Genomic DNA, 23,478 nt, shown 5'->3' on the forward strand with positions numbered 1-23,478 from the left:
GGAGGCTAATGCAATGAAGGAATTCCCTGAACAATTTGATGCGTTACTTGAAAAGTACACGGAACTGCTGGTGGGTGAAACCGACGCCACCAAAAAAGAAATGGTGACACAATACGCTCTTTACTCATTCATCGCGAAGAACATGCCGGCACTGGTGAAACATTGGAATTCCCTCTATCCTGAAGGCAAGGATGAGATGAAACGGATCGTCGGGGAGATCAAAGAGATGAATGAAGCACACCGGGCGGAAATGAGCAGGAAGAAAACAGATGAATGACGATACTGATTGAAAAAGTACCCTTTTGATGTGAATAGGGTGCTTTTTTATTGGGTCTACCCCCAACAAAAAAAGGCAGACCCGAGTCTGCCTTCCCTTCATTATTGGACCTGACCGCCGTACCCATAAGGAAATTGAGAAGAATACTGCTGATGCTGCTGATAGGACTGCTGGATCTTTTGACTGTCGGCAGCCTCCAGCTTGTACCAGCCTTTGCGGAACATTTCATTGTATAATTCGCGTTGGGCATTTTGCGTTTCGTTGAAAATCGTCAGGAGGTCCTGATATAAAGCTTGATGGCTTGCTTCATTCAAAGCCGTACAATAGGAAGCCGTCATATATTTTTCATGGGACAGGACATCCGTGATGAAGTCACGATCATTCATTTGTGGCGTTTCCGGAACTTGTGTTTGAGGGTTTTGGATTTTTTGCTGATTTTGTTGATTCATGGTTTCAGGACTCCTTTCTACATCATATTTTGGTTGGTCGTATTTAGATGGGCAAGCAGCTGCTGGTAATGGCGCTGATGCATCTGGCCGCATTTATCCAGCTCGGCTTTAATCTCCGTATCCTGACAGTGAGCAGCGGCAAAATGACATTTCTTCATGGCAGTCAGATTCCAGGCAAGCATGTCATTTAAATAAAGTGAATCCTTCGTAGTGAGCAAATGCGGCGGCTGAGTGTACGCCTGCTGCTGGCTCCCTTGTTGAGGCTGTTGTTGCATGTTCCATTCCTCCGTTTCCTTTTTTAGTCTTCAATACCCTTCTTGGTTGCTTTTGGATAGGTAATATTACCCTGTATACGGCGAGGCAAGAAAGCGGTATCATCAGAAGGCAAAGGTTAGTTTTCCTACTAGCCGACAGACTTATTCACGTATTTACAAATTCCGATAATATTCTACTAAGAAAGTATTGAAAGTATATTCAAATCGTTTAAAAGGTGATAAAATGTTGGTAAATATACTAATAGTATGAACCTTCTCTTTTTTAGCAATAAAGAAAACGATTTCATGGTAGGATATATATGTTTTTTCAGGGGGTAAGCAACATGGAGCAAGCAATGCGTAATTTCTTTTTATTCCTTTCAAAAAATAAGCCGATGACGAAACTTGCCAAAAAGTATGGCCTGCGCTTTGGTGCCGGTCGATTCGTTGCGGGGTCTTCCATCCTGCAGGCAGTTGAAGTTATTCGCGAGCTGAATAGTCAGAATCTTGTTGTAACGATCGACTATTTGGGAGAGTTTGTGGACAATGAGCGTGAAGCAAACGAAATGGCCCTTGAATGTGTAGAGGCGATTCGTGCCATTGGGAGAGAGAAACTCGACTCTCAGCTATCCCTTAAAATGACTTCAATGGGACTGGATATCTCTGAAGAGGTTGTCATGAAGAATATGAGAATGATTCTTGAAGAGGCAACCAAACAGAACGTTTTCGTCACCATTGACATGGAAGACTACTCCCGTTGTGGAAAGACCATAGATATTTTCACACGCCTGAAGTCAGAGTATGATAACATCGGCACGGTCATCCAAGCCTATTTATATAGAACAGAAAAGGATATCGATGATTTGAATGCGTATTCCCCCAATCTACGTCTTGTAAAAGGGGCTTACAAAGAGTCACCTGAAGTTGCGTTCCCGGAAAAGAAGGACGTGGACGAAAATTTCAAGAAAATCATTAAAACTCATCTGTTGAACGGGAATTATACGGCGATTGCCACCCATGACGATGAGATGATCGAATATACGAAAAGACTCGTGGAAGAGTATAAGATCCCACGCGATCAGTTCGAGTTCCAAATGCTTTTCGGCATCCGCGTGGAACGTCAGCATGAACTGGTCAAGGAAGGCTACAAAATGCGCGTTTATGTCCCATACGGCACAGACTGGTACGGATACTTCATGAGAAGACTGGCTGAAAGACCAGCCAACGTCGCCTTTGTTCTAAAAGGGGTCATGAAAAAATAATAGTAAGTAAGATGAAGACTCTATGGAAGCTCATAGGGTCTTATTTATTTATAGGAGATGGGAGGAAGGGAGAATGAAGATTGTTCCTTTTCGGGTGGAAGGAAAGTATTTCAAGAGAATGATTTCGTTATATTGCAGGCTATTTCAGGTGGATCCAAGGGGAATGGAAGACCAATTCAAACGGCATTCCACGTATCCCCTTTTTGAAGGATACCTCGCCATTATCGATGAACAAGTGGCAGGATATATTTATGGATATTCTTCAAGAAAGGGTCAATACTATCACGAACTGCTGGCACGTCATTTACATTCCGAGCCTGAATGGATGAATGATTGCATGGAGCTGGTGGAGCTGGGGGTCGACCCGGCATACAGAGGCAGGGGGATTGGAAAGCTGCTCGTTGGGCAATTACTGCAAAATCGAAGCGAAAAACGGGTCCTCCTCACGACCCGCAAAGATAATCACACGGCCATCGCCTTTTATCATGCCGGGGGATTTAAGATTATCCGGGAAGGTTTTTATCCGAACGTCCCGCATGAATATATCATCATGGGCAAGCATTTATAGGGGCTGGTGAGAAGGCATAATAATTGTTACGGAATTCACAATGTTATATAATAAAAGGGAATACTCTTCATGAAATAAGAGGCGATATTATGGAAATAACCATTGATAATTTGACCCTGCTCCTTGGCCTCTTGCTGTTGGTCGGTGTGATCACCGCTAAATTCTCCACAAGATTAGGCGTCCCCTCATTGATTCTCTTCATCATCGTGGGAATGGTCTTAAATACATACTTCTTCTTCGATAATGCCCCTATGACTCAATTTATCGGTACGCTTGCGCTCATCATCATTTTGTTCGAGGGTGGTCTTCAAACGAAGTGGGGGAATGTGCGAAAGGTGTATAAGCCTGCCCTATCACTTGCAACCATCGGGGTTGTGGCCACCACCGTATCCATCGGGGTGGCGGCGAAGTACATACTTGGCGTGAGCTGGCTTGAAGGGATGTTATTTGGGGCGATCGTCGGGTCAACCGACGCTGCAGCGGTATTCTCCGTACTTGGGAACAAAAACATCAAACCGAAGATATCTTCCACACTGGAAGCCGAGTCCGGCAGTAACGACCCCATGGCCATATTCTTAACCGTAGCGTTTTTACAATTGATTCAATTCCCGGGATTGAATCCCGCTTCCCTGATCCTGAGCTTCTTTTGGCAGATGGGAATGGGCTTGGTACTTGGACTGGTCCTGGGTCTCGCATCCGTGTGGATCATCAATCGAATCAATCTGGATTCGTCCGGACTGTATCCGGTCCTGTCCATCTCCCTTGCCATATTCACCTATGCCTTCACTAGCATCCTGGAGGCGAGTGGTCTCCTTGCCGTGTATATCATGGCAATCGTCGTCGGGAATAAGGAACTCACCTACCGCCATTCCATTGTCCGCTTCAATGAAGGATTTGCGTGGATGATGCAGATCGTCATGTTCATCCTCCTGGGATTGCTGGTCTTCCCTCAGCACCTTCCGGGTATAGCATGGCAGGGAATCATACTTGCGATTTTGTTGATTGTAGTAGCGAGACCCCTCGGGGTCTATTTAAGCTTAGCGCTGGCAAAGAATTTCACTTTTAAAGAGAAATTCTTCATATCATGGGCAGGCTTAAAGGGAGCGGTCCCGATCGTATTGGCAACGTATCCGATGGTGGCGGGCATTGAAAACAGCGAAGTCATCTTCAATGTCGTGTTTTTCGTCGTGCTGCTCTCTGCTCTCATTCAGGGAACGACCATCTCCCCTCTGGCCAACTATCTTAAGCTTGCAGGAGAAGAAAAACCCCCGGTTGCTCACAGCATCGAAATTGTTTCCATCGGGAAAACAAACAATGAAATGCTTGAAGTCCTCATCAATGACGATGCCTCTATTACAAACAGGATAATCAAAGACATCGAGCTCCCTGAAAAAACGTTGATCTCTGCGGTCATCCGACACAATGAATTGATCACTCCCACAGGGGATACCATGATTAAAGCAGGCGATACACTTTATGTAATGGCCGATAAAAGTCAAAGGAAGCGTGTCAATAGACTGTTGAATGAAAAAGGGAAAGTAAGCCCCTCATCAAAAGATGATCCAGCATGATAGAAAAAAGCAATCTTCCATTTTGGAAAGATTGCTTTTTTAATGAAGATCAGTCAGCAGACACGGCTGCTTTTCCTACTGTTTTTTTCTCGAAGAGCTGTTCGAATATCGGGAAGCTGTATTGAACGACGAACCCTAATGTAAGGGTGACGATGATGGTCCCGATTCCGATATCCCCTTTAAAGAGGAATGCAAGGGAGAGGGCAAATCCTTCACTGATGATCCGGGAGTTACGAAGGTTCAACCCGAATCGTGTATGGATGGCGACCATCAGGGTATCCATCGGACTCGCTGGAAACTTCGCCTGAAGATAAATCGCAATTCCAAGCCCCATCGTCAAAATCCCGGAAGCGAGGGCAACGAGCTGATTCACAAGCATCCCGGGTGCGTAGTTGTTAAAGACAACGAGCAGCCAAAAATCGATTAACAGGCCAATGACCAGAATCGATCCTGCCGCGAGGACATCGGGTTTCTTTTTCATAATGAGGGCATTGAGACCGATCAATACAATCCCATTGATAAATACGGCCGTCCCCACGGTAAATCCGAACATATTCGACTCCCCGACTGCGAGGGCATCCCAGGCAGAAGCTCCGAGGCCCGACTTAATGATCAGGGCAACCCCCATCGTTAAAATGAAAAGTCCAATCGTAAAAAATAAAAATCTGCGCTTCATTCACATAGTCTCCTTATCTGTAAACGTTATCATTCATATACTTAAAAAAACAGACGTGCTACTTTGCTCGTGATGTGGTTGATAAAGTAGGAGGTCTGACGTCTTTAAATTGATAGTAACAGTTTACTTTAAAATGGACGGGAAGGCAAAGTTAATTTTTGTATGGGAGTGGGGAGAACGCCCCATAAAAAAACAGCACCCGATCATTTTTCATCAGGTGCCATCTCCAATTTCTATGGTTGCTTCTTAAATTGATTGTTTTGACTGTTTCGCTTGCCGCCGCCGTCCATCTCAACCGTCGGACCGGCATCCCCCTTCACACTCGCTGCACTAACCCCAGCCTTAGAAGGATTCTTCTTCTGCTTCGCCATCTCGAACACCTCCACTCCTAACATTCCCGGATCCCTAAAAAAATATGAGGGACGGACCTCCAATTTTCAGTGGAAACGAAGACGCCAGAGCATGAAAACCCTTTGATATAGGGCTTGCCACAAAAAATGGGAGCAGAAATGGTCGTCTACCCAAGGTCCTTCCCTCCAACATTTCATATATATAATAGGAGAGGATAGGTTGGCGGTTGTGTGCAGGCACGTGGACTTGGGTGGGTGAATAGGCTGGTTTAGACGATTGCCCATGTAGGTTCGGAGAGACAATAGTGAATTTTTTGTAAATTTAACTCTTTAAATATTGCGATATTTTAGAAAATCCGATATATTAGATGTAACAGGAACTCATTCGAGTCTTTTTTTTAAGTGAAAAATGAATGAGTATTCATTCAAAGTGTGTATAAGGGGGAAATACCATTGGTTCGTAGAATTCAGAAAGCCGCAGTGTTAGGATCAGGAGTCATGGGTTCAGGAATAGCCGCGCATCTTGCAAATATCGGCATCCCGACAATGTTATTAGATATCGTACCAAGAGAATTGACAGACGAACATAAAGCAAAGGGATTGACAGAAGAGAGTAAGGCGTTTCGTAATCAGTTTAGTGAAAACGCTTTAAAAAAGCTCTTTAAACAAAAACCGGCACCACTGACGTCAAAACAAAACGCTTCACTTATCACAGCAGGTAACTTCGAGGATGATCTTCAATATATCAGTGATTGTGACTGGGTCATCGAAGTAGTCGTTGAGAACTTAGATATCAAGAAGAAAGTATTCGAGCAAGTGGAACGTTATCGCAAACCGGGAAGCATCATCAGTTCCAATACATCAGGGATTTCGATCGAGGCGATGTCGGACGGAAGGTCTGAAGACTTCCAGAAGAATTTCCTCGGCACACATTTCTTCAATCCGCCACGTTACTTAAAGCTTCTTGAAGTGATCCCGACGAAGAAGACGGATCCGGAAGTCGTGAGCTTCATGAAGACATTTGGTGAAGATGTTCTCGGTAAGGGTGTCGTCATGGCAAAGGATACGCCAAACTTCATTGCGAACCGTATCGGAACGTACGGCTTGCTGATCACGGTGCAGGAAATGTTAAAGGGCGGCTACTCTGTAGGGGAAGTCGACTCCATTACAGGGCCGACGATCGGAAGACCGAAAAGCGCCACTTTCCGCACGCTTGATGTCGTAGGACTCGATACATTCGCACATGTTGCAAAGAATGTGTATGACCAGGTGGAAGGTGAAGAGCAGAAGGTGTTCGAAGTACCGGCATTCATGCAGAAAATGCTTGAAAACGGCTGGCTTGGAAGTAAGAGCGGGCAGGGGTTCTTCCTTAAGAAAGGGAAGGAAATCCTGGAGCTGAATCCTGAAACGATGGACTATCAGCCCCGTCAAAAACTGAAAACAGCTTCACTTGAAATGGCGAAAAATGAAAAAGGCTTAAAAAATAAAGTAAAATCGCTTGTTTATGCAAAAGATCAGGCAGGATCACTACTGTGGAATATCGTGTCTCCGGTCTTAACGTATTCAGCCGAGCTTCATGGTGAAATTGCAGATGACATCGTGAGCATCGACCAAGCCATGAAATGGGGCTTCGGATGGGAAATGGGACCATTTGAAACTTGGGATGCCATCGGAGTTGAAAAATCAGTAACCCGTATGAAGGAAGAAGGCCGAACTGTACCACAGTGGGTGGAGACGATGCTTTCAGAAGGCAACTCCACATTCTTTAAAGAAGAAAATGGTGAGCGTTACTTCTATCACAATGGCGACTATCGACTTGTAGAGCGTAACCCGAAGGCAATTGACTTAAAAGCGCTGAAGAACTCAGGAAAGCTCATCAAAAAGAATTCCGGGGCAAGCCTGATTGACATCGGGGACGGAATCGCCCTTCTTGAATTCCATTCTCCAAACAACGCCATCGGAATGGATATCACACAAATGATCAATTTTGCCGTTGATGAAGTAGAGAAGAACTACAAAGGACTCGTCATTGGGAACCAGGGCAAGAACTTCTGTGTAGGTGCAAACCTTGCCATGATCCTCATGGAAGCGCAGGATGACAATGTCTTTGAAATTGACATGGTCGTGAAACACTTCCAGCAGGCAATGATGAAAATCAAATATTCATCCAAGCCGGTTGTTGCGGCACCATTCGGAATGACATTAGGCGGAGGAAGCGAAGTCTGCTTACCGGCGGCCCACATCCAGGCGTCGATGGAAACGTACATGGGATTGGTCGAAGTCGGTGTTGGATTGATCCCTGGAGGCGGCGGAAACAAAGAGCTTTATATGAAGCACTTAGCCAACCTTCCAAACGGTGTGGAATTCGATCTTCAGAAAGTGGCCAATAAAGTATTTGAAACGATTGCCATGGCGAAGGTTTCAACATCCGGTGATGAAGCAAGGGACAACAATTTCTTAAACAAAGCAGATGGTGTGAGTGTTAACAATGACCATCTGTTATACGACGCAAAACAGGCTGCCCTTAGCTTATATGAAAGTGGATACCAAGCGCCGATCCGTAAGAAAGTACCTGTTGTGGGTGAGCCGGGATATGCGACTCTTCTTCTTGGAGCTCAGTCCATGTTCCAGTCAGGTTTTATTTCAGACCACGATCTGATGATCGCGAAGAAGCTTGCTTATGTGATTGCAGGAGGAAAAGTACCATACGGAACAGAAGTAGATGAACAGTATCTGTTGGATCTTGAAAGAGAAGCGTTCCTAAGCCTTGTTGCACAGCCTAAGTCTCAGCAAAGAATGCAGCACATGCTTGTAAAAGGAAAACCATTACGCAACTAATCAGCGTTTTAATCATAGTAGAAAGCGGGGGAATATCATGCGCGAAGCAGTCATTGTCGCTGGTGCAAGAACACCAGTCGGAAAATCTCGAAAAGGATCATTGGCTCAGGTAAGACCGGATGATCTTGGAGCACTTGTAGTGAAAGAAACCCTTAAGCGTGCAGGGAATTATGAAGGGAACATTGATGACTTGATCATCGGGTGTGCGATGCCGGAAGCAGAGCAGGGATTGAATATGGCACGGAATATCGGAGGACTTGCAGGTCTTCCAGATTCCGTACCGGCAATCACCATTAACCGTTACTGTTCATCAGGGTTACAATCCATTGCCTATGCGGCAGAAAAAATCATGCTCGGTCATTCTGACACGGCGATCGCCGGGGGAGCGGAATCCATGAGTCTTGTCCCGATGATGGGCCATGTGGTCCGTCCGAACTCGAAGCTTGCTGAAAACGCCCCTCAATATTACATGAGCATGGGTCATACAGCAGAACAGGTTGCAACGAAATTCGGCGTATCCCGTGAAGATCAGGATGCCTTCGCAGTAAGAAGCCACCAAAAAGCGGCCAAGGCAATCGCTGAAGGGAAATTCGATGATGAAATCGTCCCTGTTGATGTACTCCATCGTTCAGTGAACGGTGAAAATAAATTCGTTGAGAAATCCTTCCAATTCACAAAGGATGAAGGTGTACGTGCCGAAACAAGTTCGGAAGTACTGGCTAAATTACGACCGGCTTTCAATGTGAAAGGCTCTGTAACGGCAGGGAACTCATCACAAACGAGTGACGGAGCAGCGGCAGTCATGGTGATGGACCGTGAAAAGGCAGGATCATTGGGTCTGCAGCCGATGGCGAAATTCAGAAGCTTCGCAGTAGCGGGTGTACCGCCTGAAATCATGGGGATCGGTCCTGTGGAAGCAATCCCAAGGGCACTTAAGATGGCAGGACTAGAGCTTTCGGATATCGGATTATTTGAACTGAATGAAGCATTTGCTTCCCAATCGATCCAGGTCATCCGTCAGCTGGGATTGGATGAAGAACGAGTGAACGTGAATGGTGGAGCCATCGCTCTCGGTCATCCACTGGGATGTACCGGCGCGAAGCTGACTCTTTCACTGGTACATGAAATGAAACGCAGAAACCAGCAATTCGGTATCGTCACCATGTGTATCGGCGGCGGAATGGGAGCAGCAGGCGTATTTGAATTAATCGGTTAACAGGAGGGACGGACCTCGATTCCCGAGGCCCGCTACTCTTTCAAAATATCATATTAGGGGGATTCGAAATGGCGAATCAAACAGACAAGCTAATCAAGGGTGGAAGTTTTTTAATTGAAGATGTAAGCTTTGAGCAAGTTTTCACACCGGAGGATTATTCCGACGAGCAAAAAATGATTGCGAAAACGACAGAGGATTATGTACTGAATGAAGTCGTACCTGTCATCGACAATCTTGAAAACCATGAGTTCGATCACTCTGTTCGTCTTTTAAAAGAAGCTGGAGACCTTGGTCTTCTTGGTGCAGATGTACCTGAAGAGTACGGCGGACTGGGACTTGATAAAGTAAGCTCGGCTTTGATTGCTGAGAAAATGTCACGTGCCGGCGGATTCTCTATCTCTCACGGTGCCCATGTAGGGATCGGTTCCCTTCCAATCGTTCTTTTCGGTAACGAAGATCAGAAGCAAAAGTATCTTCCTGCCCTTTCCACTGGTGAAAAATTAGCGGCTTATGCATTAACTGAGCCAGGTTCAGGTTCTGATGCACTTGGTGCGAAAACGACGGCTAAATTAAACGCAGAAGGTACTCACTACATTCTGAACGGGGAAAAACAATGGATCACAAACTCTGCATTTGCCGATGTGTTCGTTGTGTATGCAAAGATCGATGGGGAGCATTTCTCAGCATTCATCGTGGAAAAAGAATTCCCTGGGGTTTCAACAGGTCCTGAAGAAAAGAAAATGGGAATCAAGAGCTCATCCACTCGTACATTGATCCTTGAAGATGCTGAAATCCCAGTGGAGAACCTTCTTGGAGATGCCGGTAAAGGCCATATCATCGCCTTCAATATCTTGAACATCGGGCGTTACAAATTGGGAGTAGGCGCAGTAGGAGCAAGTAAACGTGCTCTTGAAGTAACGGTTCAATACACGAATCAGCGCCAACAGTTCAAAACTCCAATCTCAAGCTTCAACTTGACGAAAGAAAAGCTTGCGACTATGGCGTCTAAATTGTACGCTGCGGAATCTTCCGTTTACCGTACAGTAGGATTATTCGAAGATCGCATGAGCAAGCTTTCGGATGAAGAAGTGAAGAATGGAACAGAAGTGGCAAAATCCATTGCGGAATATGCAATCGAGTGTTCACTGAACAAATTCTTCGCAACGGAAGTACTGGATTATATCGTGGATGAAGGCGTTCAACTTCACGGTGGATATGGCTTCATGCAGGAATATGAAATTGAAAGAATGTATCGTGATTCCCGTATCAACCGCATCTTCGAAGGAACGAATGAAATCAACCGTCTTCTGGTTCCAGGAACATACCTTCGTAAAGCAATGAAGGGAGAGCTTCCATTACTTCAAAAAGCACAGGCTCTTCAAGAAGAGTTAATGATGCTTATGCCTGAAGAAGTAGGCGATGAGCCACTGGCACAAGAGAAGTACCTTGTGAAAAACGCGAAGAAAATCGGCTTGATGCTGGCTGGATTGGCTGCACAGAAATATGGTAAAGCCCTTGAAAAAGAGCAGGAGATCCTGGTGAACATTGCGGACATCGTGTCAGAGGCTTACGCAATGGAATCCGTTGTTCTTAGAACGGAAAAAGCGATTGAAAAAGGTGGCGTAGAGAAAGCGAAGCAAAAACTTCTCTATACACAAATCTTCTGTCAAGAAGCTTTCAACAAAATCGAACAGCATGCGAAAGAAACGCTTGTGGCAACTGAAACTGGTGACACACTGCGCATGATGCTGTCAGCTCTTCGTAAATTCACTCGTCACACTCCGATCAACGTGATCGCAGTGAAGCGTGAAGCTTCAGAAAAATTGATCGATGTAGAAAAATATGCACTGTAAGTAAAGCAGGGACGGACCTCCAAATTGGAGGTCCGTCCCTTTATATATATTCTCAACTTGACATCAATCGCACTGTCGATTACTATATGTTTAAACGTTTAAATGTTTAAGTGTTTAAACATACAAGAAAAGGTGGTAAGGATAGATGAATAAGACAGTTTTAATTACGGGTGCTTCAAGTGGTATCGGCCTGAAATTCAGCCATAAGTTTGCTGGCTCTGGTCATGATGTGATTTTAGTAGCGAGAAGTGAGGAAAAGCTCCTGGCTTTATCACAAGAAATCATGAATAAATACGGGGTGAAAGCGTACGTGTTTCTTTCCGATCTTTCGAAACCCCAAGCCTCAAAGAAGCTTTATGATGAAATCAAAGCACAAGGAATCAGAGTCGATATTCTCATCAATAACGCGGGATTCGGATTATTCGGGGAGTTTGAGGAAACGGAACTTTCCAAAGAGCTGGATATGATCCAAGTGAATATCACGGCCCTGACAGAGCTGAGTAAGTATATCGGGAAGGAAATGGTGAGCCGGAAGAATGGCCGTATATTAAACGTTGCGTCAACAGCGGCATTTCAGCCTGGCCCATTGATGGCCGTTTACTATGCAACTAAAGCGTATGTCCTGTCTTTCTCAGAAGCTTTGGCCAATGAGTGGGCCAGTCATGGGGTCAAAGTGACGGCTCTTTGTCCGGGTGCCACCGAAACAGGATTCAGTGACGCGGCCGAACTTCAGTCCTCTAAGCTCTTCCAGTCGGGTGTGATGAGTGTAGAAGAGGTGGTGGAAGAAGGATATAAACAAATGATGACAAAAGACAAAGTAGTGATCGTACCAGGCATGAAAAATCGGATGCTGACTCAGGCAATTCGATTCATGCCGCGTAAAATGGTCACGAATATTGTTCGGAAGGTACAGGAACGGGTATAATTGAATGTGAATGAGTGGAAGGGAGAAGGCTATGGGTCAAAAAGCAATCGATACATTCCGTGCTTGTATTCCATTATTTCAAGCGCTGAGTGATCCTTATCGTCAGGACATAATTTTACTTCTTGCCGAACAAGAACCTCTTACGGTCAATCAGATCACTGAAAATCTGACATTGTCCCGACCTGCTGTGTCCCATCACCTGAAGATCCTCAGAGATCAGCATCTGGTGTCACTGGAGCAAAAAGGAACACAGCGTTTCTATTCTCTTGAGCTGGACAACGCAACCGTCCTCCTTAAAGAATTGGTACAAACCGTTGAAAATCAATGTGAGTAATGTTCCGGAAAAAAAGGATACTAACGAATATTGTCGAATGTAAGAAATAGATTCACGGTGACCGGATGGGCAATACACCCCATTCGGTACCTACCAGGAAAGGTGGTGCAATGATGTCATTGACTTTTTATTCTTACCCAAAATGCGGTACATGCAAGAAAGCCAAAAAGTGGCTGGAGGACCAGGGTCTCTCCATAGATGAAATACATATTGTAGAAAACCCCCCGTCAAAAATGGAGCTTAAAAGCCTGTACGAAAAGAGTGGACTTCCTCTGAAGAAGTTTTTCAATACAAGCGGAAAAAAGTATCGCGAACTTGGCTTGAAAGAGAAAGTGAATTCAGCTTCTGACGATGAATTATTAGAAATCCTTTCCTCTGACGGGATGCTGATCAAACGTCCGGTCACAACGGATGGAAGCAAGGTGACCGTAGGTTTTAAAGAAGAAACGTTCGAGGAAACCTGGAAGTAAAAAAGGGTAAGGGATTTAATGATTGTGGACGATGAAAAAGTTTCATTATTCACACTTAGTTTTCTTGCTTTTTCGATGAAAAGTGTGTCAATATTAGGTTGTATAACTAGCATTTGGAGGGATAGAGAATGAGTACACCGAAAGAACTTCGTTATTCAGAAGAACACGAGTGGGTCAAAGTTGAAGGGGAAAATGTACGCGTAGGAATCACATCATTTGCACAATCTGAGCTGGGCGATATCGTATTCGTCGAGTTACCTGAAGTTGGAGATGAAATCAAAGCGGACGAGCCTTTCGGAAGTGTTGAATCGGTAAAGACCGTTTCTGAGCTTTACGCACCTGTTTCCGGTAAGGTTGTAGAAGTGAATGAAGAGCTGTCAGACAGCCCTGAGTTCGTGAACGAATCACCTTATGAAAAAGCATGGATGGTCGTTGTGGAACCAACAGACACTGGAGAAGTAGACAAGCTGATGACAGCTGAAGAGTATGATAAAATGATCAATGAAGGATAATTTCCACCCGGACACCTTGAGGATTTCTCAAGGTGTTTTGTTTTTCTTTTTGGGCATCATATGGGTATTCGCAAAAAGAAAGGATGAATACGCATGGTACTTGAACCAAAAAAATTAGATGTCACAAGCAGGGTGACAGGCAGGCTTAAAAATGGTGAAGTCGAATTATTCCTCGACGGTCAGCCAATCGGCAAAACGTCCCTGCCCCTTGATGGACTGACAATGGAACCGAACTTCGAAGCAAAAGAAAATAAGATTTATCAGAACTATACTTCCACCGAAGGTCATGATGCAAGGTACACGGATTGCGACGAAGGTGGATGGTGTTAAAGGTAACTAGCGGTGCCAGATTCGTGTATGGATCTGGCACCATTTCTATAAGCAGTGAAACAAACCACTTGCACTATTTTTTGTAAACGTGAGAAAATATGAGTAGAAAGTGGACATCATCTCTTGTTATCTGAATATACTATCCTAATCTTATTTCTGAAAGATAAGGTGATGATCATGATGGAACTTGACGAAAAGGTAATCATTGTCGAAGGTACAACAGACAAGCGGAAAGTAAGAGACATAATCAAAGAACCGATTGAAATTATTTGCACAAATGGAACGATCAGCATCACAAAAATGGACGAACTCATCGATGAGCTCTTTGAAAGGGATGTATACATCCTCGTCGATGCGGATGATGCAGGGGAGAAGTTACGTAAACAATTCAAGCGTGAATTCCCCGAGGCGGAACACCTTTATATCGACCGGATGTATAAGGAAGTGGCCGCAGCCCCGGAATATCATCTTGCCTCCGTTCTCATAGGTGCAAATATCGATGTGCATAAAGAATATCTTGGAAAAAGGATGATTTAGTTTTGTTGGAGGTAAGCCAGACAGAAGAATTAAACGAATCGATCAAATCCCATGCGTTGGAAGCCGTTTATCTATATACACCGATGTGTGGTACATGTCAGGTCGCGGGTAAAATGTTGGAAGTGGTCGAGAAACTCCCCCAGTCATTTCATTTTGTGAAGGCGAATCTGAACTATCTGCCCCAATTCGCCGAAGAACAATCCATTGAAAGCGTCCCCTGCCTTCTTTTATTTAAAGATGGACAGGAAATGGAAAGAATCTATGCCTTTCAATCCGTCCCATTCCTATACGAAACCATCAACAAAATCCAAAACAACCAGTGGGGATAAGAGACCTTTATGAAAGGTCTTTTTATTTTGTGGATTTTCTTTCTACAAACGAGGACATATTTCTTGGGAAATGTTTCGAATCCCATCATTTTTTGACTGGTCATCACCCAATTTCTTACTGTTCGACAAATAAGATAAACTCATTCAAAACATGTCGAGAATGTCTAAAAGGGAAAAATACCTAAAAGTGGAATTGATACTATATAGAAGTTTCACTGGGAGGGTATTCATGCGAATATATTTAGAGGAATTAGTAGATCAGTGTCATTCAAGGTATCACTTACGACTCTTGTTTCCGGACAGCCCATTTGTTCTTCAATTTCAATGTGAAAAGGAGCGTTATGCGATCTCCGTTTCAAACAGAGGTTGTGCTGTATTGCGTGATGGTAGCAGGCAATCGCATTTTGATATTAAGGGAAAAGAGAAGGACATGCTATCCCTACTAACAGGAGAAGAGCGATTGTCTCAACTGATTGAAAACGGCATCCTGGAAGTCAAGGGGGGATACCGCCAGCTGTTATTTGTAGAATCTATCCTCTGGCTGACAAGGTCCAGGGTCAAGGAACCCGTCCAAGTATGAAAAACGTGAGAAAAAAGAATTGACACATTTCTATTTTCGATGATAGAATCTCTCTTGTAGCAAATTTTCAGAGTCTTTAACAATTCAAAAAATTAAATAAATCGATACTTTACTCTTATTTAGAGAGGTGGAGGGACGTGCCCTATGAAGCCCGGCAACCGTCAATGAAAATTGAAATGGTGCCAATTCACTCAAAGCATTTGCTTTGAAAGATGAGAGAAAGGATAGTCCTATATATGATTATGCCTTTCTGCTTATCGCAGGAAGGCATTTTTTATTGTATACGAAAAGGCTGTGGGGATTGCCCGGTATGTGCAACTGTAATTCTTATTAAAAAGGTCGTTTTACTCAGAAAGAAGGTGGAGACAGCATGATTAGCATTTCAGATGTAAAAAAAATCTATCAATCAAAATCTGGCCCGATTTCAGCCGTTGATGGCGTCAACATCGACATTGGCCAAGGGGAAATTTTTGGAGTAATTGGCTATAGTGGGGCAGGGAAAAGTACGTTGATCCGAATGCTCAATGGACTTGAAGTTCCCACAAATGGAACCGTGAACGTAAATGGACAGATTGTTTCCAAAGTGAAAGGGAAAGATCTTCGGCAGGCGAGGCAATCGATAGGGATGATCTTTCAGCATTTCAATCTCCTTTGGTCGCGTACGGTACTTGAAAATATCCAGTTTCCATTAGAAATAGCCGGAGTTTCTAAGAAGGAGAGACTGCGAAGGGCCAATGAATTATTGGAGCTGGTGGGATTGGATGGAAGAGGAGACGCCTATCCATCCCAGTTGAGCGGTGGACAGAAACAGAGGGTCGGGATTGCAAGATCCCTTGCAAATAATCCCGACGTCCTTCTCTGTGACGAAGCCACCTCTGCTTTAGATCCGCAAACAACCGATTCCATCCTTGATTTATTGGTGGATATTAATAAACGTTTAGGTCTGACCATCGTCCTGATCACCCATGAAATGCATGTGATCAAAAAGATCTGCCATCGTGTGGCGGTCATGGAACAAGGGAAGGTGGTAGAACTTGGGGATGTTCTTGAGGTGTTCAGAAATCCTAAAGAGCAGGTGACGAAACGATTTGTGAGAGAAGTATCTCAAGTGGAAGAAACAGGGGAAACGATCGATCACCTATTGGCTCAGTATCCGAAAGGAAAAGTACTGAAATTCACCTTCGTTGGTGAATCGACTGAGCAACCGCTCATTACCAGCTTGATCCGACGATTCGACCTGGATGTCAATATCCTTCAAGGACAGATTTCCCAAACGCAAAAAGGGGCTTATGGTACGCTGTTCGTCCATCTTGATGGAAACGAAGAGACGGTTCAGGCAGCCGTTTCCTTCGCTGAGGAACAGATGGTCAAAGTGGAGGTGATCGGAGGATGATAGAAAATATATTTCCGAATGTGGACTGGGAGAAGATGTGGGAAGCGACTGTTGAAACCCTTTATATGACGGGGATGTCAGTCCTGATTACCTTCGTGGTAGGACTGATTCTTGGGATCCTTTTATTTCTTACATCCAAGGAAAATTTATGGGAAAACAAGCTTACATATACGGTGACCAGTGCAGTGGTCAATGTATTCCGCTCGATTCCGTTCATTATCCTGATTGTATTACTGATTCCATTTACAAAATTTTTATTGGATACCATCCGCGGGGCGAACGCGGCTCTTCCGGCCCTGATTATCGGAGCAGCACCGTTTTACGCACGCATGGTGGAAATTGCATTAAGAGAAGTGAACAAAGGCGTCATTGAAGCAGCGAAAGCGATGGGGGCGAAGACTAGCACGATCATATGGAAAGTGCTTATTCCCGAATCTCTTCCGGCTTTGGTTTCAGGTATCACGGTAACAGCCATCGCCCTGATGGGGTATACGGCAATGGCTGGTGTCATCGGTGCCGGGGGATTAGGAAACCTCGCTTACCTGGATGGTTTTCAACGGAGCAGGGAGGATGTAACCCTTGCTGCGACCATCATGATTTTACTCGTTGTATTTGCCATTCAAATCATTGGTGACTACTTCACAAATAAATTAGACAAACGATAAGAGGAGAGAAAACAGATGAAAAAATGGTTAGCAGGAATAGTAGTAGCAACAAGTATCTTTGGATTGGCAGCATGCGGGAGTGATTCCGGCTCCGGAAGCAGTGACGGGAAGGAATTAGTGGTAGGAGCGTCAAACGTTCCCCATGCGGAAATCCTTGAAAAAGTGAAACCGATTTTGGAAGATAAGGGGATCGACCTGCAAATTGAAACATATCAAGACTATATCCTTCCGAATAAAGACCTGGATAATGGTGATCTGGATGCGAACTATTTCCAAACCGTACCTTACATGGACTTGCAGATGAAAGAGAACGAATATGATTTCGTCAATGCAGGCGGAATTCATATCGAGCCAATCGGTGTGTATTCCAAAAAGTATAAATCTCTTGAGGACCTTCCTGAAGGTGCCACGATCTTGATGAGTAATTCCGTATCCGATCATGGCCGCATCCTTACATTATTAGAGAAAAAAGGTCTGATCACGTTAAAGGACGGCGTGGAAAATACACAGGCACAGCTTGAGGACATCAAAGAAAATCCAAAAAAACTGAAATTCGATTATGAGTACGAAGCAGCTCTCCTTCCGCAAATGTATGAAAATGAAGAAGGGGACGCAGTGGTGATCAACTCCAACTATGCCATAGATGCAGGCTTGAAACCCCTGGAGGACTCCATCGCCATCGAAGACAGCAACTCCCCATATGTGAACGTAATTGCTGTAAATAAAGGTGACGAAAACAAAGAAGAAGTAAAAGAACTGGTGAAAGCCCTGCGCTCAAAAGAAATCCAGGACTTCATCAATGAAGAATGGGATGGAGCCGTTGTACCCGTAACGGAATAACAATAGGAAAGCCGGTGCCTTTGTACCGGCTTACTTTCATCAAGTGGTATTCGGTAACTTTTTAACATATTCAATTCCAAATTGGCTCATACTATTTTCGATGAATCTATTTTCGAAATGGAGTTGGATGAAATGCAGATGGAACCTAGAAACACAACCGAAGCAGCCCTTCATGATTATAAAATGGGACTTGGAATCTTCACTGAGAAAATGCCTGAGCTTGCCGAGCAATATAATACGTTTACAGAGCACTGCTTCAGAGAGGGAGTCCTTTCCAAAAAGGAAAAACAGTTGATTGCACTTGGGATCAGCCTTTATTCCCAGGATGAATATTGTATCATCTACCATACAAAAGGATGTCTGGATCAAGGATGTTCTGAAGAAGAGATCCTCGAAGCCATCGGGGTGACAGCGGCATTCGGCGGAGGAGCGGTCATGAGTCAGGCTGTGACATTAGTACAGCAGTCGATTCAGGATTTGAATCAACTAAAGCAATGAGTGCTAAGAGAGGGAGAGATCCTTCTCTTTTTTTATGGGTACTTTTACAAATACCATTAAAATGCATACCTCTAACGGTAATAAATATACATGCGAGTTAATAAATTTCCACCGGGACAGTATTATTTGGCAGTATAGTGGCGGAATTTTGTGAAAACTTAAGGGTAGCCCCCGGGAATCAGGCTGACGGATAAATTTTAGAAAAAATGATGAAATACCGGTTTTGTCTTGTGAACGAGGGGGTAGTATAGTTGTAAAGTAATTAAAAACCCGAAAGGAATGATTCATTATCGACTCTCTTGAGAGTATCTCGTACACAAGTGAAATGGAGAAGGCAATGCATGGAGCCCATGGAATAGGTTATGAGGTGTACAAACGAAAGCATGAAGTCAGAATGCAAGTAGAGAAGAAAAGAGAGCAGGATTACAAAGAAAGCCGCCGAATGATTGCTGCACTTGATCGCAGGGTGCACGCTAATATATAATAAGGAAGAAAAAAGCAAACCAGTGTAGACGATGCACTGGTTTTTTGTTTTTAAAAATAAAATTTGTGGTCATTATAGGAAGCTCAAGCTTTGAAAATTGATTGGAGCGGAAGGTGCTCGACTCCGACGGGAATAGCGGGAAAGTTGAGACCCCACAGGGCAAAGCCCGAGGAGGCTCAACTCACGCCCCGCGGAAAGCGAGCACCTGCAGCGGAAATCAAACCACTCGCTATAAGAAAAGCAAAAGTTCTCACATAGTCCGCCTAAGAAAACACCTCTTAGACCGCCTACATTTTCCCACCCGTTTTGGCCAACAATAGAAAGGGATTCTATCGTTCGGTTAACATGAACTGACAACTTGAAAAAGTTGATAATAGCTTTTATTTGTTATAAGATTGTAATGAGAATAAATTGAGAATGATTAAAGAATTATATTCTTAAATTCATTATAAAGTCACGGAGGTAAATATACATGGCAGGTTCTACTTTAACAATCAAAGATCTTCATGTTGAGATTGAAGGAAAGGAAATCCTGAAAGGGGTTAACCTTGAAATTAAAGGTGGAGAAATCCACGCAGTAATGGGACCAAACGGTACAGGTAAATCAACTTTATCTTCTGCTATCATGGGTCACCCAAAGTATGAAGTGACAAAAGGAAGCATCACGTTCGACGGTGAAGATGTCCTTGAAATGGAAGTGGATGAGCGCGCACGCGTAGGTCTATTCCTTGCAATGCAGTACCCAAGTGAAATCAGCGGTGTAACGAACGCAGACTTCTTACGTTCAGCGATCAACAGCCGTCGTGAAGAGGGCGAAGAAATTTCACTTATGAAGTTCATCCGCAAAATGGATTCTGAAATGGAATACCTTGAGATGGACCCGGATATGGCTCAACGTTACCTGAACGAAGGATTCTCAGGCGGAGAGAAGAAACGTAATGAAATCCTTCAACTAATGATGATCCAACCTAAGATCGCCATCCTTGACGAGATTGATTCAGGTCTGGATATCGATGCGCTTAAAGTGGTTTCCAAAGGAATCAACAAAATGCGTGGGGAAGATTTCGGCTGCCTGATCATCACTCACTATCAGCGCCTTCTTAACTACATCACTCCTGATCACGTCCACGTTATGATGCAGGGACGCATTGTGAAATCAGGCGGCGAAGAATTAGCACAGCGCCTTGAAGCAGAAGGATATGACTGGATTAAAGAAGAGCTGGGAATCAAAGACGAAACTGTCGGCCAAGAAGCGTAAGTGTTAGGGGGATGAAAATGACTGTAGAAACGAAACTACCAGTAGATCAAGACTATGTCAGCTCCTACTCAAAACAACTTGGAGAGCCGGAATGGTTAACAGCCCTTCGTACAGATGCCTTTGATAAAGTAAAGGATCTTAGCCTTCCAGTTGCAGATAAAACGAAGATCACAAACTGGAACTTCACTCAATTCCAGAAGCATACAGTGGAAAGTGACGCGTTTTCATCATTGAGCGAGCTGCCTGAAGAAGCGAAAGCACTAGTTGATTTAGATAACAAAGATCAAAGTCTTTATATTCAACGGAATAATACACCTGCTTTTCTTTCACTATCGAACGAATTAAAAGATAACGGTGTTATTTTTACGGATATTTTTACGGCTGTGAAAGAACACAGTGAGCTTGTACAGAAGTACTTCATGACTGAAGGCGTCAAAACGGATGAGCATAAGCTTACAGCCCTCCATGCTGCATTGATGAATGGAGGAGCATTCCTTTACATTCCGAAGAACGTGGAGCTGTCACAACCGATTCAAGCGGTTTACGTTCACGACAATGCTGAAGTTGCGATGTTCAACCATGTATTGGTTGTCGCTGAAGATAACAGCTCTGTCACATATGTGGAGAACTATATCTCTACTGCAGACGTTGAAGATGGAGTTTATAACATTGTCACAGAAGTATTGGCAAACAATAACGCTAAAGTGGCATACGGTGCAGTGGATAATCTTTCAAGCGGAATCACGACTTACGTAAACCGTCGTGGAGTAGCTGCAAGGGATGCACGCATCGAGTGGGCTTTAGGATTAATGAACGACGGTGACACTGTTTCTGAAAACGTGACGAACCTTATGGGCGATGGCTCTTATGGCGATACGAAAACCGTAGTCGTCGGTCGCGGCAAACAGAAGCAAAACTTCACGACGAAGGTTGTTCACTACGGAAAGAATTCTGAAGGATACATCCTTAAGCATGGCGTTATGAAGGACGAATCATCTTCTATCTTCAACGGCATCGGTAAGATTGAACATGGTGCTTCAAAGTCAAATGCAGAGCAGGAATCACGCGTATTGATGCTTAGCGAAAAAGCACGTGGGGATGCGAACCCGATCCTTCTGATTGATGAAGATGACGTAACGGCAGGACACGCGGCTTCAGTAGGGCGAGTGGATCCACTTCAACTTTACTATCTAATGAGCCGAGGGATTCCTCAGCATGAAGCTGAACGTCTTGTGATTCACGGCTTCCTTGCTCCTGTGGTAAAGCAATTACCGATCGAAGGAGTCAAGAAACAACTGGTTGAGGTAATTGAAAGGAAAGTAAACTAATGGATGTAAAAGAGATTCGTAAACAATTTCCGATTCTCGACCAGGAAGTAAATGGCCATCCACTCGTTTATCTTGATAGTGCCGCAACGTCTCAGAAGCCGGTTTCCGTTATAGAAGCAGTAAACGATTATTATCGTGGATATAACTCGAATGTTCACCGGGGTGTCCACACCCTTGGGACTAGAGCGACAGATGGCTATGAAGGGGCCCGTGAAAAGGTCCGGAATTTCATCAACGCTTCCTCTACCCAGGAGGTCATTTTCACCCGTGGGACGACGACCGCGATCAATACCGTCGCAGCCAGCTACGGCCGGGCCAATTTAGCTGAGGGTGATGAAATTGTGATCACTCATATGGAACATCACAGTAATATCATTCCTTGGCAGCAGCTGGCGAAAGAAACGGGAGCAACGTTGAAATACGTTCCTCTGCAGGAAAATGGAACGATTGCGATCGAGGATGTAAGGGAGACCGTCACTTCTCAAACGAAGATCGTTTCCATCATGATGGTTTCAAACGTACTCGGTACGATGAATCCAATCAAGGAAATCACCAAGATCGCTCATGAAAATGGTGCCGTCATGGTGGTGGATGGAGCACAGGCTGCTCCACATATGAAGATTGACGTACAAGATTTGGACTGCGATTTCTTCGCCTTCTCCGGTCATAAGATGGTGGGTCCTACCGGAATCGGGGTATTGTATGGCAAGAAAAAGCATCTGAATAATATGGAGCCGGTTGAATTCGGTGGAGAGATGATCGACTTTGTCGGACTTCAGGAATCCACTTGGAAAGAGCTTCCGTGGAAATTTGAAGGAGGTACTCCGATCATTGCTGGCGCCATCGGCCTTGGAGCTGCCATCGATTTCCTTGAGCAAGTCGGTCTTCATAACATTGAAGAGCATGAGCATAAGCTTGCCGCTTATGCTTTGGATAAGATGAACGAAGTAGAGGGTATGACCATCTTCGGACCAAGTGATCCCGGGCAGCGTGCCGGTCTTGTGACTTTCAACATAGATGATGTCCATCCCCATGATGTGGCTACCGTACTTGACGCAGAAGGGATTGCCGTCCGTGCAGGCCATCATTGTGCACAGCCGCTGATGAAGTGGTTGAACGTATCGGCAACGGCACGTGCAAGCTTCTATCTTTACAACACAGAAGAAGATATTGATAAACTTGTTGCCGGCCTGGTGAAGACAAAGGAGTTTTTCAGCGATGTCTTTTAATAATTTAGATCAGTTATATCGACAAGTCATCATGGATCATTATAAGAATCCACGTAATAAAGGTTCTTTAGAGGATGGGAGCTTTACCATCGATATGAATAACCCTACATGTGGAGACCGCATTCACCTTACGTTAAAGGTTGAAGATGGTGTCGTTCAGGATGCGAAGTTCGACGGGGAAGGCTGTTCGATCTCCATGGCTTCTGCGTCCATGATGACACAAGCGGTCAAGGGAAAAGAGATCGAGAAGGCACTCAAGCTTTCGAAGATCTTCTCTGATATGATGCAGGGCAATGAGTATGACGACGATGTGGATTTAGGAGATATAGAAGCATTACAAGGAGTCGCGAAATTTCCGGCCCGTATCAAATGTGCGACACTGGCCTGGAAAGCGATGGAAAAAGGAGTGCAGGAAGAAGAGCAAGAATAAGCTCTTCTCCGACTCTATTTAA

At 44.4% G+C, this 23,478-nt stretch carries 28 protein-coding genes and 1 riboswitch; of the genes, 24 read left to right on the forward strand and 4 right to left on the reverse strand.

The genetic code is table 11. The features are described 5' to 3' along the window. Positions 1-13 precede the first annotated feature (13 nt). Complete coding sequence (locus N5C46_RS18415; protein WP_261749738.1) at positions 14-277, forward strand: YusU family protein; 264 nt, start codon at positions 14-16, stop codon at positions 275-277. Positions 278-378: 101 nt separating this feature from the next. Here the strand turns inward: N5C46_RS18415 and N5C46_RS18420 are convergent, their stop codons facing one another. Both N5C46_RS18420 and N5C46_RS18425 read right to left on the reverse strand, forming a co-directional pair. Next, positions 379-726 (reverse strand): spore coat protein, encoded by a 348-nt coding sequence (locus N5C46_RS18420; RefSeq protein WP_148970081.1) that lies wholly within the window; start codon positions 724-726, stop codon positions 379-381. Between the two features lie 17 nt (positions 727-743). Further along, positions 744-1,001, reverse strand: coding sequence for a hypothetical protein (locus N5C46_RS18425; protein WP_261749739.1), 258 nt, complete (start codon positions 999-1,001; stop codon positions 744-746). Between the two features lie 323 nt (positions 1,002-1,324). Between N5C46_RS18425 and N5C46_RS18430 the strand changes: the two genes are divergently transcribed. The 3 genes from N5C46_RS18430 to N5C46_RS18440 all read left to right on the forward strand — a co-directional run bounded on the left by N5C46_RS18430 (position 1,325) and on the right by N5C46_RS18440 (position 4,381). Further along, on the forward strand, positions 1,325-2,242 hold the full coding sequence (locus N5C46_RS18430) for a proline dehydrogenase family protein (RefSeq protein WP_034764054.1): 918 nt from the start codon (positions 1,325-1,327) through the stop codon (positions 2,240-2,242). Positions 2,243-2,315: 73 nt separating this feature from the next. Then, complete coding sequence (locus tag N5C46_RS18435; RefSeq protein WP_261749740.1) at positions 2,316-2,810, forward strand: GNAT family N-acetyltransferase; 495 nt, start codon at positions 2,316-2,318, stop codon at positions 2,808-2,810. A gap of 89 nt (positions 2,811-2,899) precedes the next feature. After that, entirely contained in the window at positions 2,900-4,381 is a 1,482-nt protein-coding gene (locus N5C46_RS18440) for a potassium/proton antiporter (RefSeq protein ID WP_261749741.1), read from the forward strand. A 49-nt stretch (positions 4,382-4,430) separates the two neighbouring features. On the opposite strand, the gene N5C46_RS18445 is transcribed toward N5C46_RS18440, so the two are convergent. Both N5C46_RS18445 and N5C46_RS18450 read right to left on the reverse strand, forming a co-directional pair. After that, entirely contained in the window at positions 4,431-5,057 is a 627-nt protein-coding gene (locus N5C46_RS18445) for a YczE/YyaS/YitT family protein (protein ID WP_261749742.1), read from the reverse strand. Positions 5,058-5,290: 233 nt separating this feature from the next. Next, entirely contained in the window at positions 5,291-5,428 is a 138-nt protein-coding gene (locus N5C46_RS18450; RefSeq protein ID WP_079532050.1) for a YuzL family protein, read from the reverse strand. Between the two features lie 477 nt (positions 5,429-5,905). Between N5C46_RS18450 and N5C46_RS18455 the strand changes: the two genes are divergently transcribed. From N5C46_RS18455 to sufU, 20 genes are all read left to right on the forward strand, one after another. Continuing rightward, a complete protein-coding gene (locus tag N5C46_RS18455; RefSeq protein WP_261752376.1) occupies positions 5,906-8,245 on the forward strand; it encodes a 3-hydroxyacyl-CoA dehydrogenase/enoyl-CoA hydratase family protein in 2,340 nt (779 codons plus the stop codon). Positions 8,246-8,282: 37 nt separating this feature from the next. Continuing rightward, positions 8,283-9,461 (forward strand): acetyl-CoA C-acetyltransferase, encoded by a 1,179-nt coding sequence (locus N5C46_RS18460; protein ID WP_034764043.1) that lies wholly within the window; start codon positions 8,283-8,285, stop codon positions 9,459-9,461. A 68-nt stretch (positions 9,462-9,529) separates the two neighbouring features. Then, positions 9,530-11,314: an acyl-CoA dehydrogenase FadE gene (locus N5C46_RS18465; RefSeq protein WP_261749743.1), complete on the forward strand. Its 1,785-nt coding sequence runs from the start codon at positions 9,530-9,532 to the stop codon at positions 11,312-11,314. 145 nt (positions 11,315-11,459) lie between these two features. After that, the gene (locus tag N5C46_RS18470; protein WP_261749744.1) at positions 11,460-12,239 is read left to right on the forward strand and encodes an SDR family NAD(P)-dependent oxidoreductase; all 780 of its coding nucleotides are present in this window, start codon (positions 11,460-11,462) and stop codon (positions 12,237-12,239) included. A gap of 31 nt (positions 12,240-12,270) precedes the next feature. Next, the gene (locus N5C46_RS18475; protein ID WP_261749745.1) at positions 12,271-12,573 is read left to right on the forward strand and encodes an ArsR/SmtB family transcription factor; all 303 of its coding nucleotides are present in this window, start codon (positions 12,271-12,273) and stop codon (positions 12,571-12,573) included. 113 nt (positions 12,574-12,686) lie between these two features. Then, positions 12,687-13,043: an arsenate reductase family protein gene (locus tag N5C46_RS18480; RefSeq protein WP_261749746.1), complete on the forward strand. Its 357-nt coding sequence runs from the start codon at positions 12,687-12,689 to the stop codon at positions 13,041-13,043. A gap of 128 nt (positions 13,044-13,171) precedes the next feature. Further along, positions 13,172-13,555 carry a glycine cleavage system protein GcvH gene (gene gcvH, locus N5C46_RS18485; protein ID WP_061809722.1) on the forward strand — a complete coding sequence of 128 codons (384 nt, stop codon included), beginning with the start codon at positions 13,172-13,174 and terminating at the stop codon, positions 13,553-13,555. Between the two features lie 93 nt (positions 13,556-13,648). Then, complete coding sequence (locus N5C46_RS18490; RefSeq protein WP_034764025.1) at positions 13,649-13,885, forward strand: YusG family protein; 237 nt, start codon at positions 13,649-13,651, stop codon at positions 13,883-13,885. A 177-nt stretch (positions 13,886-14,062) separates the two neighbouring features. After that, on the forward strand, positions 14,063-14,422 hold the full coding sequence (locus N5C46_RS18495; protein ID WP_082197523.1) for a toprim domain-containing protein: 360 nt from the start codon (positions 14,063-14,065) through the stop codon (positions 14,420-14,422). Positions 14,423-14,424: 2 nt separating this feature from the next. After that, positions 14,425-14,751 carry a thioredoxin family protein gene (locus N5C46_RS18500; RefSeq protein ID WP_406686336.1) on the forward strand — a complete coding sequence of 109 codons (327 nt, stop codon included), beginning with the start codon at positions 14,425-14,427 and terminating at the stop codon, positions 14,749-14,751. Between the two features lie 229 nt (positions 14,752-14,980). Next, the gene (locus N5C46_RS18505) at positions 14,981-15,331 is read left to right on the forward strand and encodes an SCP2 sterol-binding domain-containing protein (protein ID WP_224522012.1); all 351 of its coding nucleotides are present in this window, start codon (positions 14,981-14,983) and stop codon (positions 15,329-15,331) included. Between the two features lie 112 nt (positions 15,332-15,443). Further along, positions 15,444-15,550, forward strand: a riboswitch (SAM riboswitch). 151 nt (positions 15,551-15,701) lie between these two features. Beyond that, positions 15,702-16,724, forward strand: a complete 1,023-nt coding sequence (locus tag N5C46_RS18510) for a methionine ABC transporter ATP-binding protein (RefSeq protein WP_261749747.1) — start codon at positions 15,702-15,704, stop codon at positions 16,722-16,724. After that, positions 16,721-17,389 carry a methionine ABC transporter permease gene (locus tag N5C46_RS18515; protein WP_261749748.1) on the forward strand — a complete coding sequence of 223 codons (669 nt, stop codon included), beginning with the start codon at positions 16,721-16,723 and terminating at the stop codon, positions 17,387-17,389. Before N5C46_RS18510 ends, N5C46_RS18515 begins: the two co-directional genes overlap by 4 nt. A gap of 15 nt (positions 17,390-17,404) precedes the next feature. Continuing rightward, the gene (locus N5C46_RS18520; protein ID WP_261749749.1) at positions 17,405-18,229 is read left to right on the forward strand and encodes a MetQ/NlpA family ABC transporter substrate-binding protein; all 825 of its coding nucleotides are present in this window, start codon (positions 17,405-17,407) and stop codon (positions 18,227-18,229) included. 132 nt (positions 18,230-18,361) lie between these two features. Next, a complete protein-coding gene (locus tag N5C46_RS18525; protein ID WP_079532028.1) occupies positions 18,362-18,727 on the forward strand; it encodes a carboxymuconolactone decarboxylase family protein in 366 nt (121 codons plus the stop codon). A gap of 337 nt (positions 18,728-19,064) precedes the next feature. Then, a complete protein-coding gene (locus N5C46_RS18530) occupies positions 19,065-19,211 on the forward strand; it encodes a YuzK family famiily protein (RefSeq protein WP_167562138.1) in 147 nt (48 codons plus the stop codon). A gap of 472 nt (positions 19,212-19,683) precedes the next feature. Beyond that, a complete protein-coding gene (gene sufC, locus N5C46_RS18535; RefSeq protein ID WP_098350060.1) occupies positions 19,684-20,469 on the forward strand; it encodes a Fe-S cluster assembly ATPase SufC in 786 nt (261 codons plus the stop codon). A gap of 17 nt (positions 20,470-20,486) precedes the next feature. Next, a complete protein-coding gene (sufD, locus tag N5C46_RS18540; RefSeq protein WP_261749750.1) occupies positions 20,487-21,797 on the forward strand; it encodes a Fe-S cluster assembly protein SufD in 1,311 nt (436 codons plus the stop codon). Further along, positions 21,797-23,026 (forward strand): cysteine desulfurase, encoded by a 1,230-nt coding sequence (locus N5C46_RS18545; RefSeq protein ID WP_261749751.1) that lies wholly within the window; start codon positions 21,797-21,799, stop codon positions 23,024-23,026. Before sufD ends, N5C46_RS18545 begins: the two co-directional genes overlap by 1 nt. Further along, the gene (gene sufU / locus N5C46_RS18550; protein WP_079532022.1) at positions 23,016-23,456 is read left to right on the forward strand and encodes a Fe-S cluster assembly sulfur transfer protein SufU; all 441 of its coding nucleotides are present in this window, start codon (positions 23,016-23,018) and stop codon (positions 23,454-23,456) included. Before N5C46_RS18545 ends, sufU begins: the two co-directional genes overlap by 11 nt. Positions 23,457-23,478 lie beyond the last annotated feature (22 nt).

It is taken from the genome of Rossellomorea vietnamensis, from assembly GCF_025398035.1.
Taxonomy (GTDB): domain Bacteria; phylum Bacillota; class Bacilli; order Bacillales; family Bacillaceae_B; genus Rossellomorea; species Rossellomorea vietnamensis_B.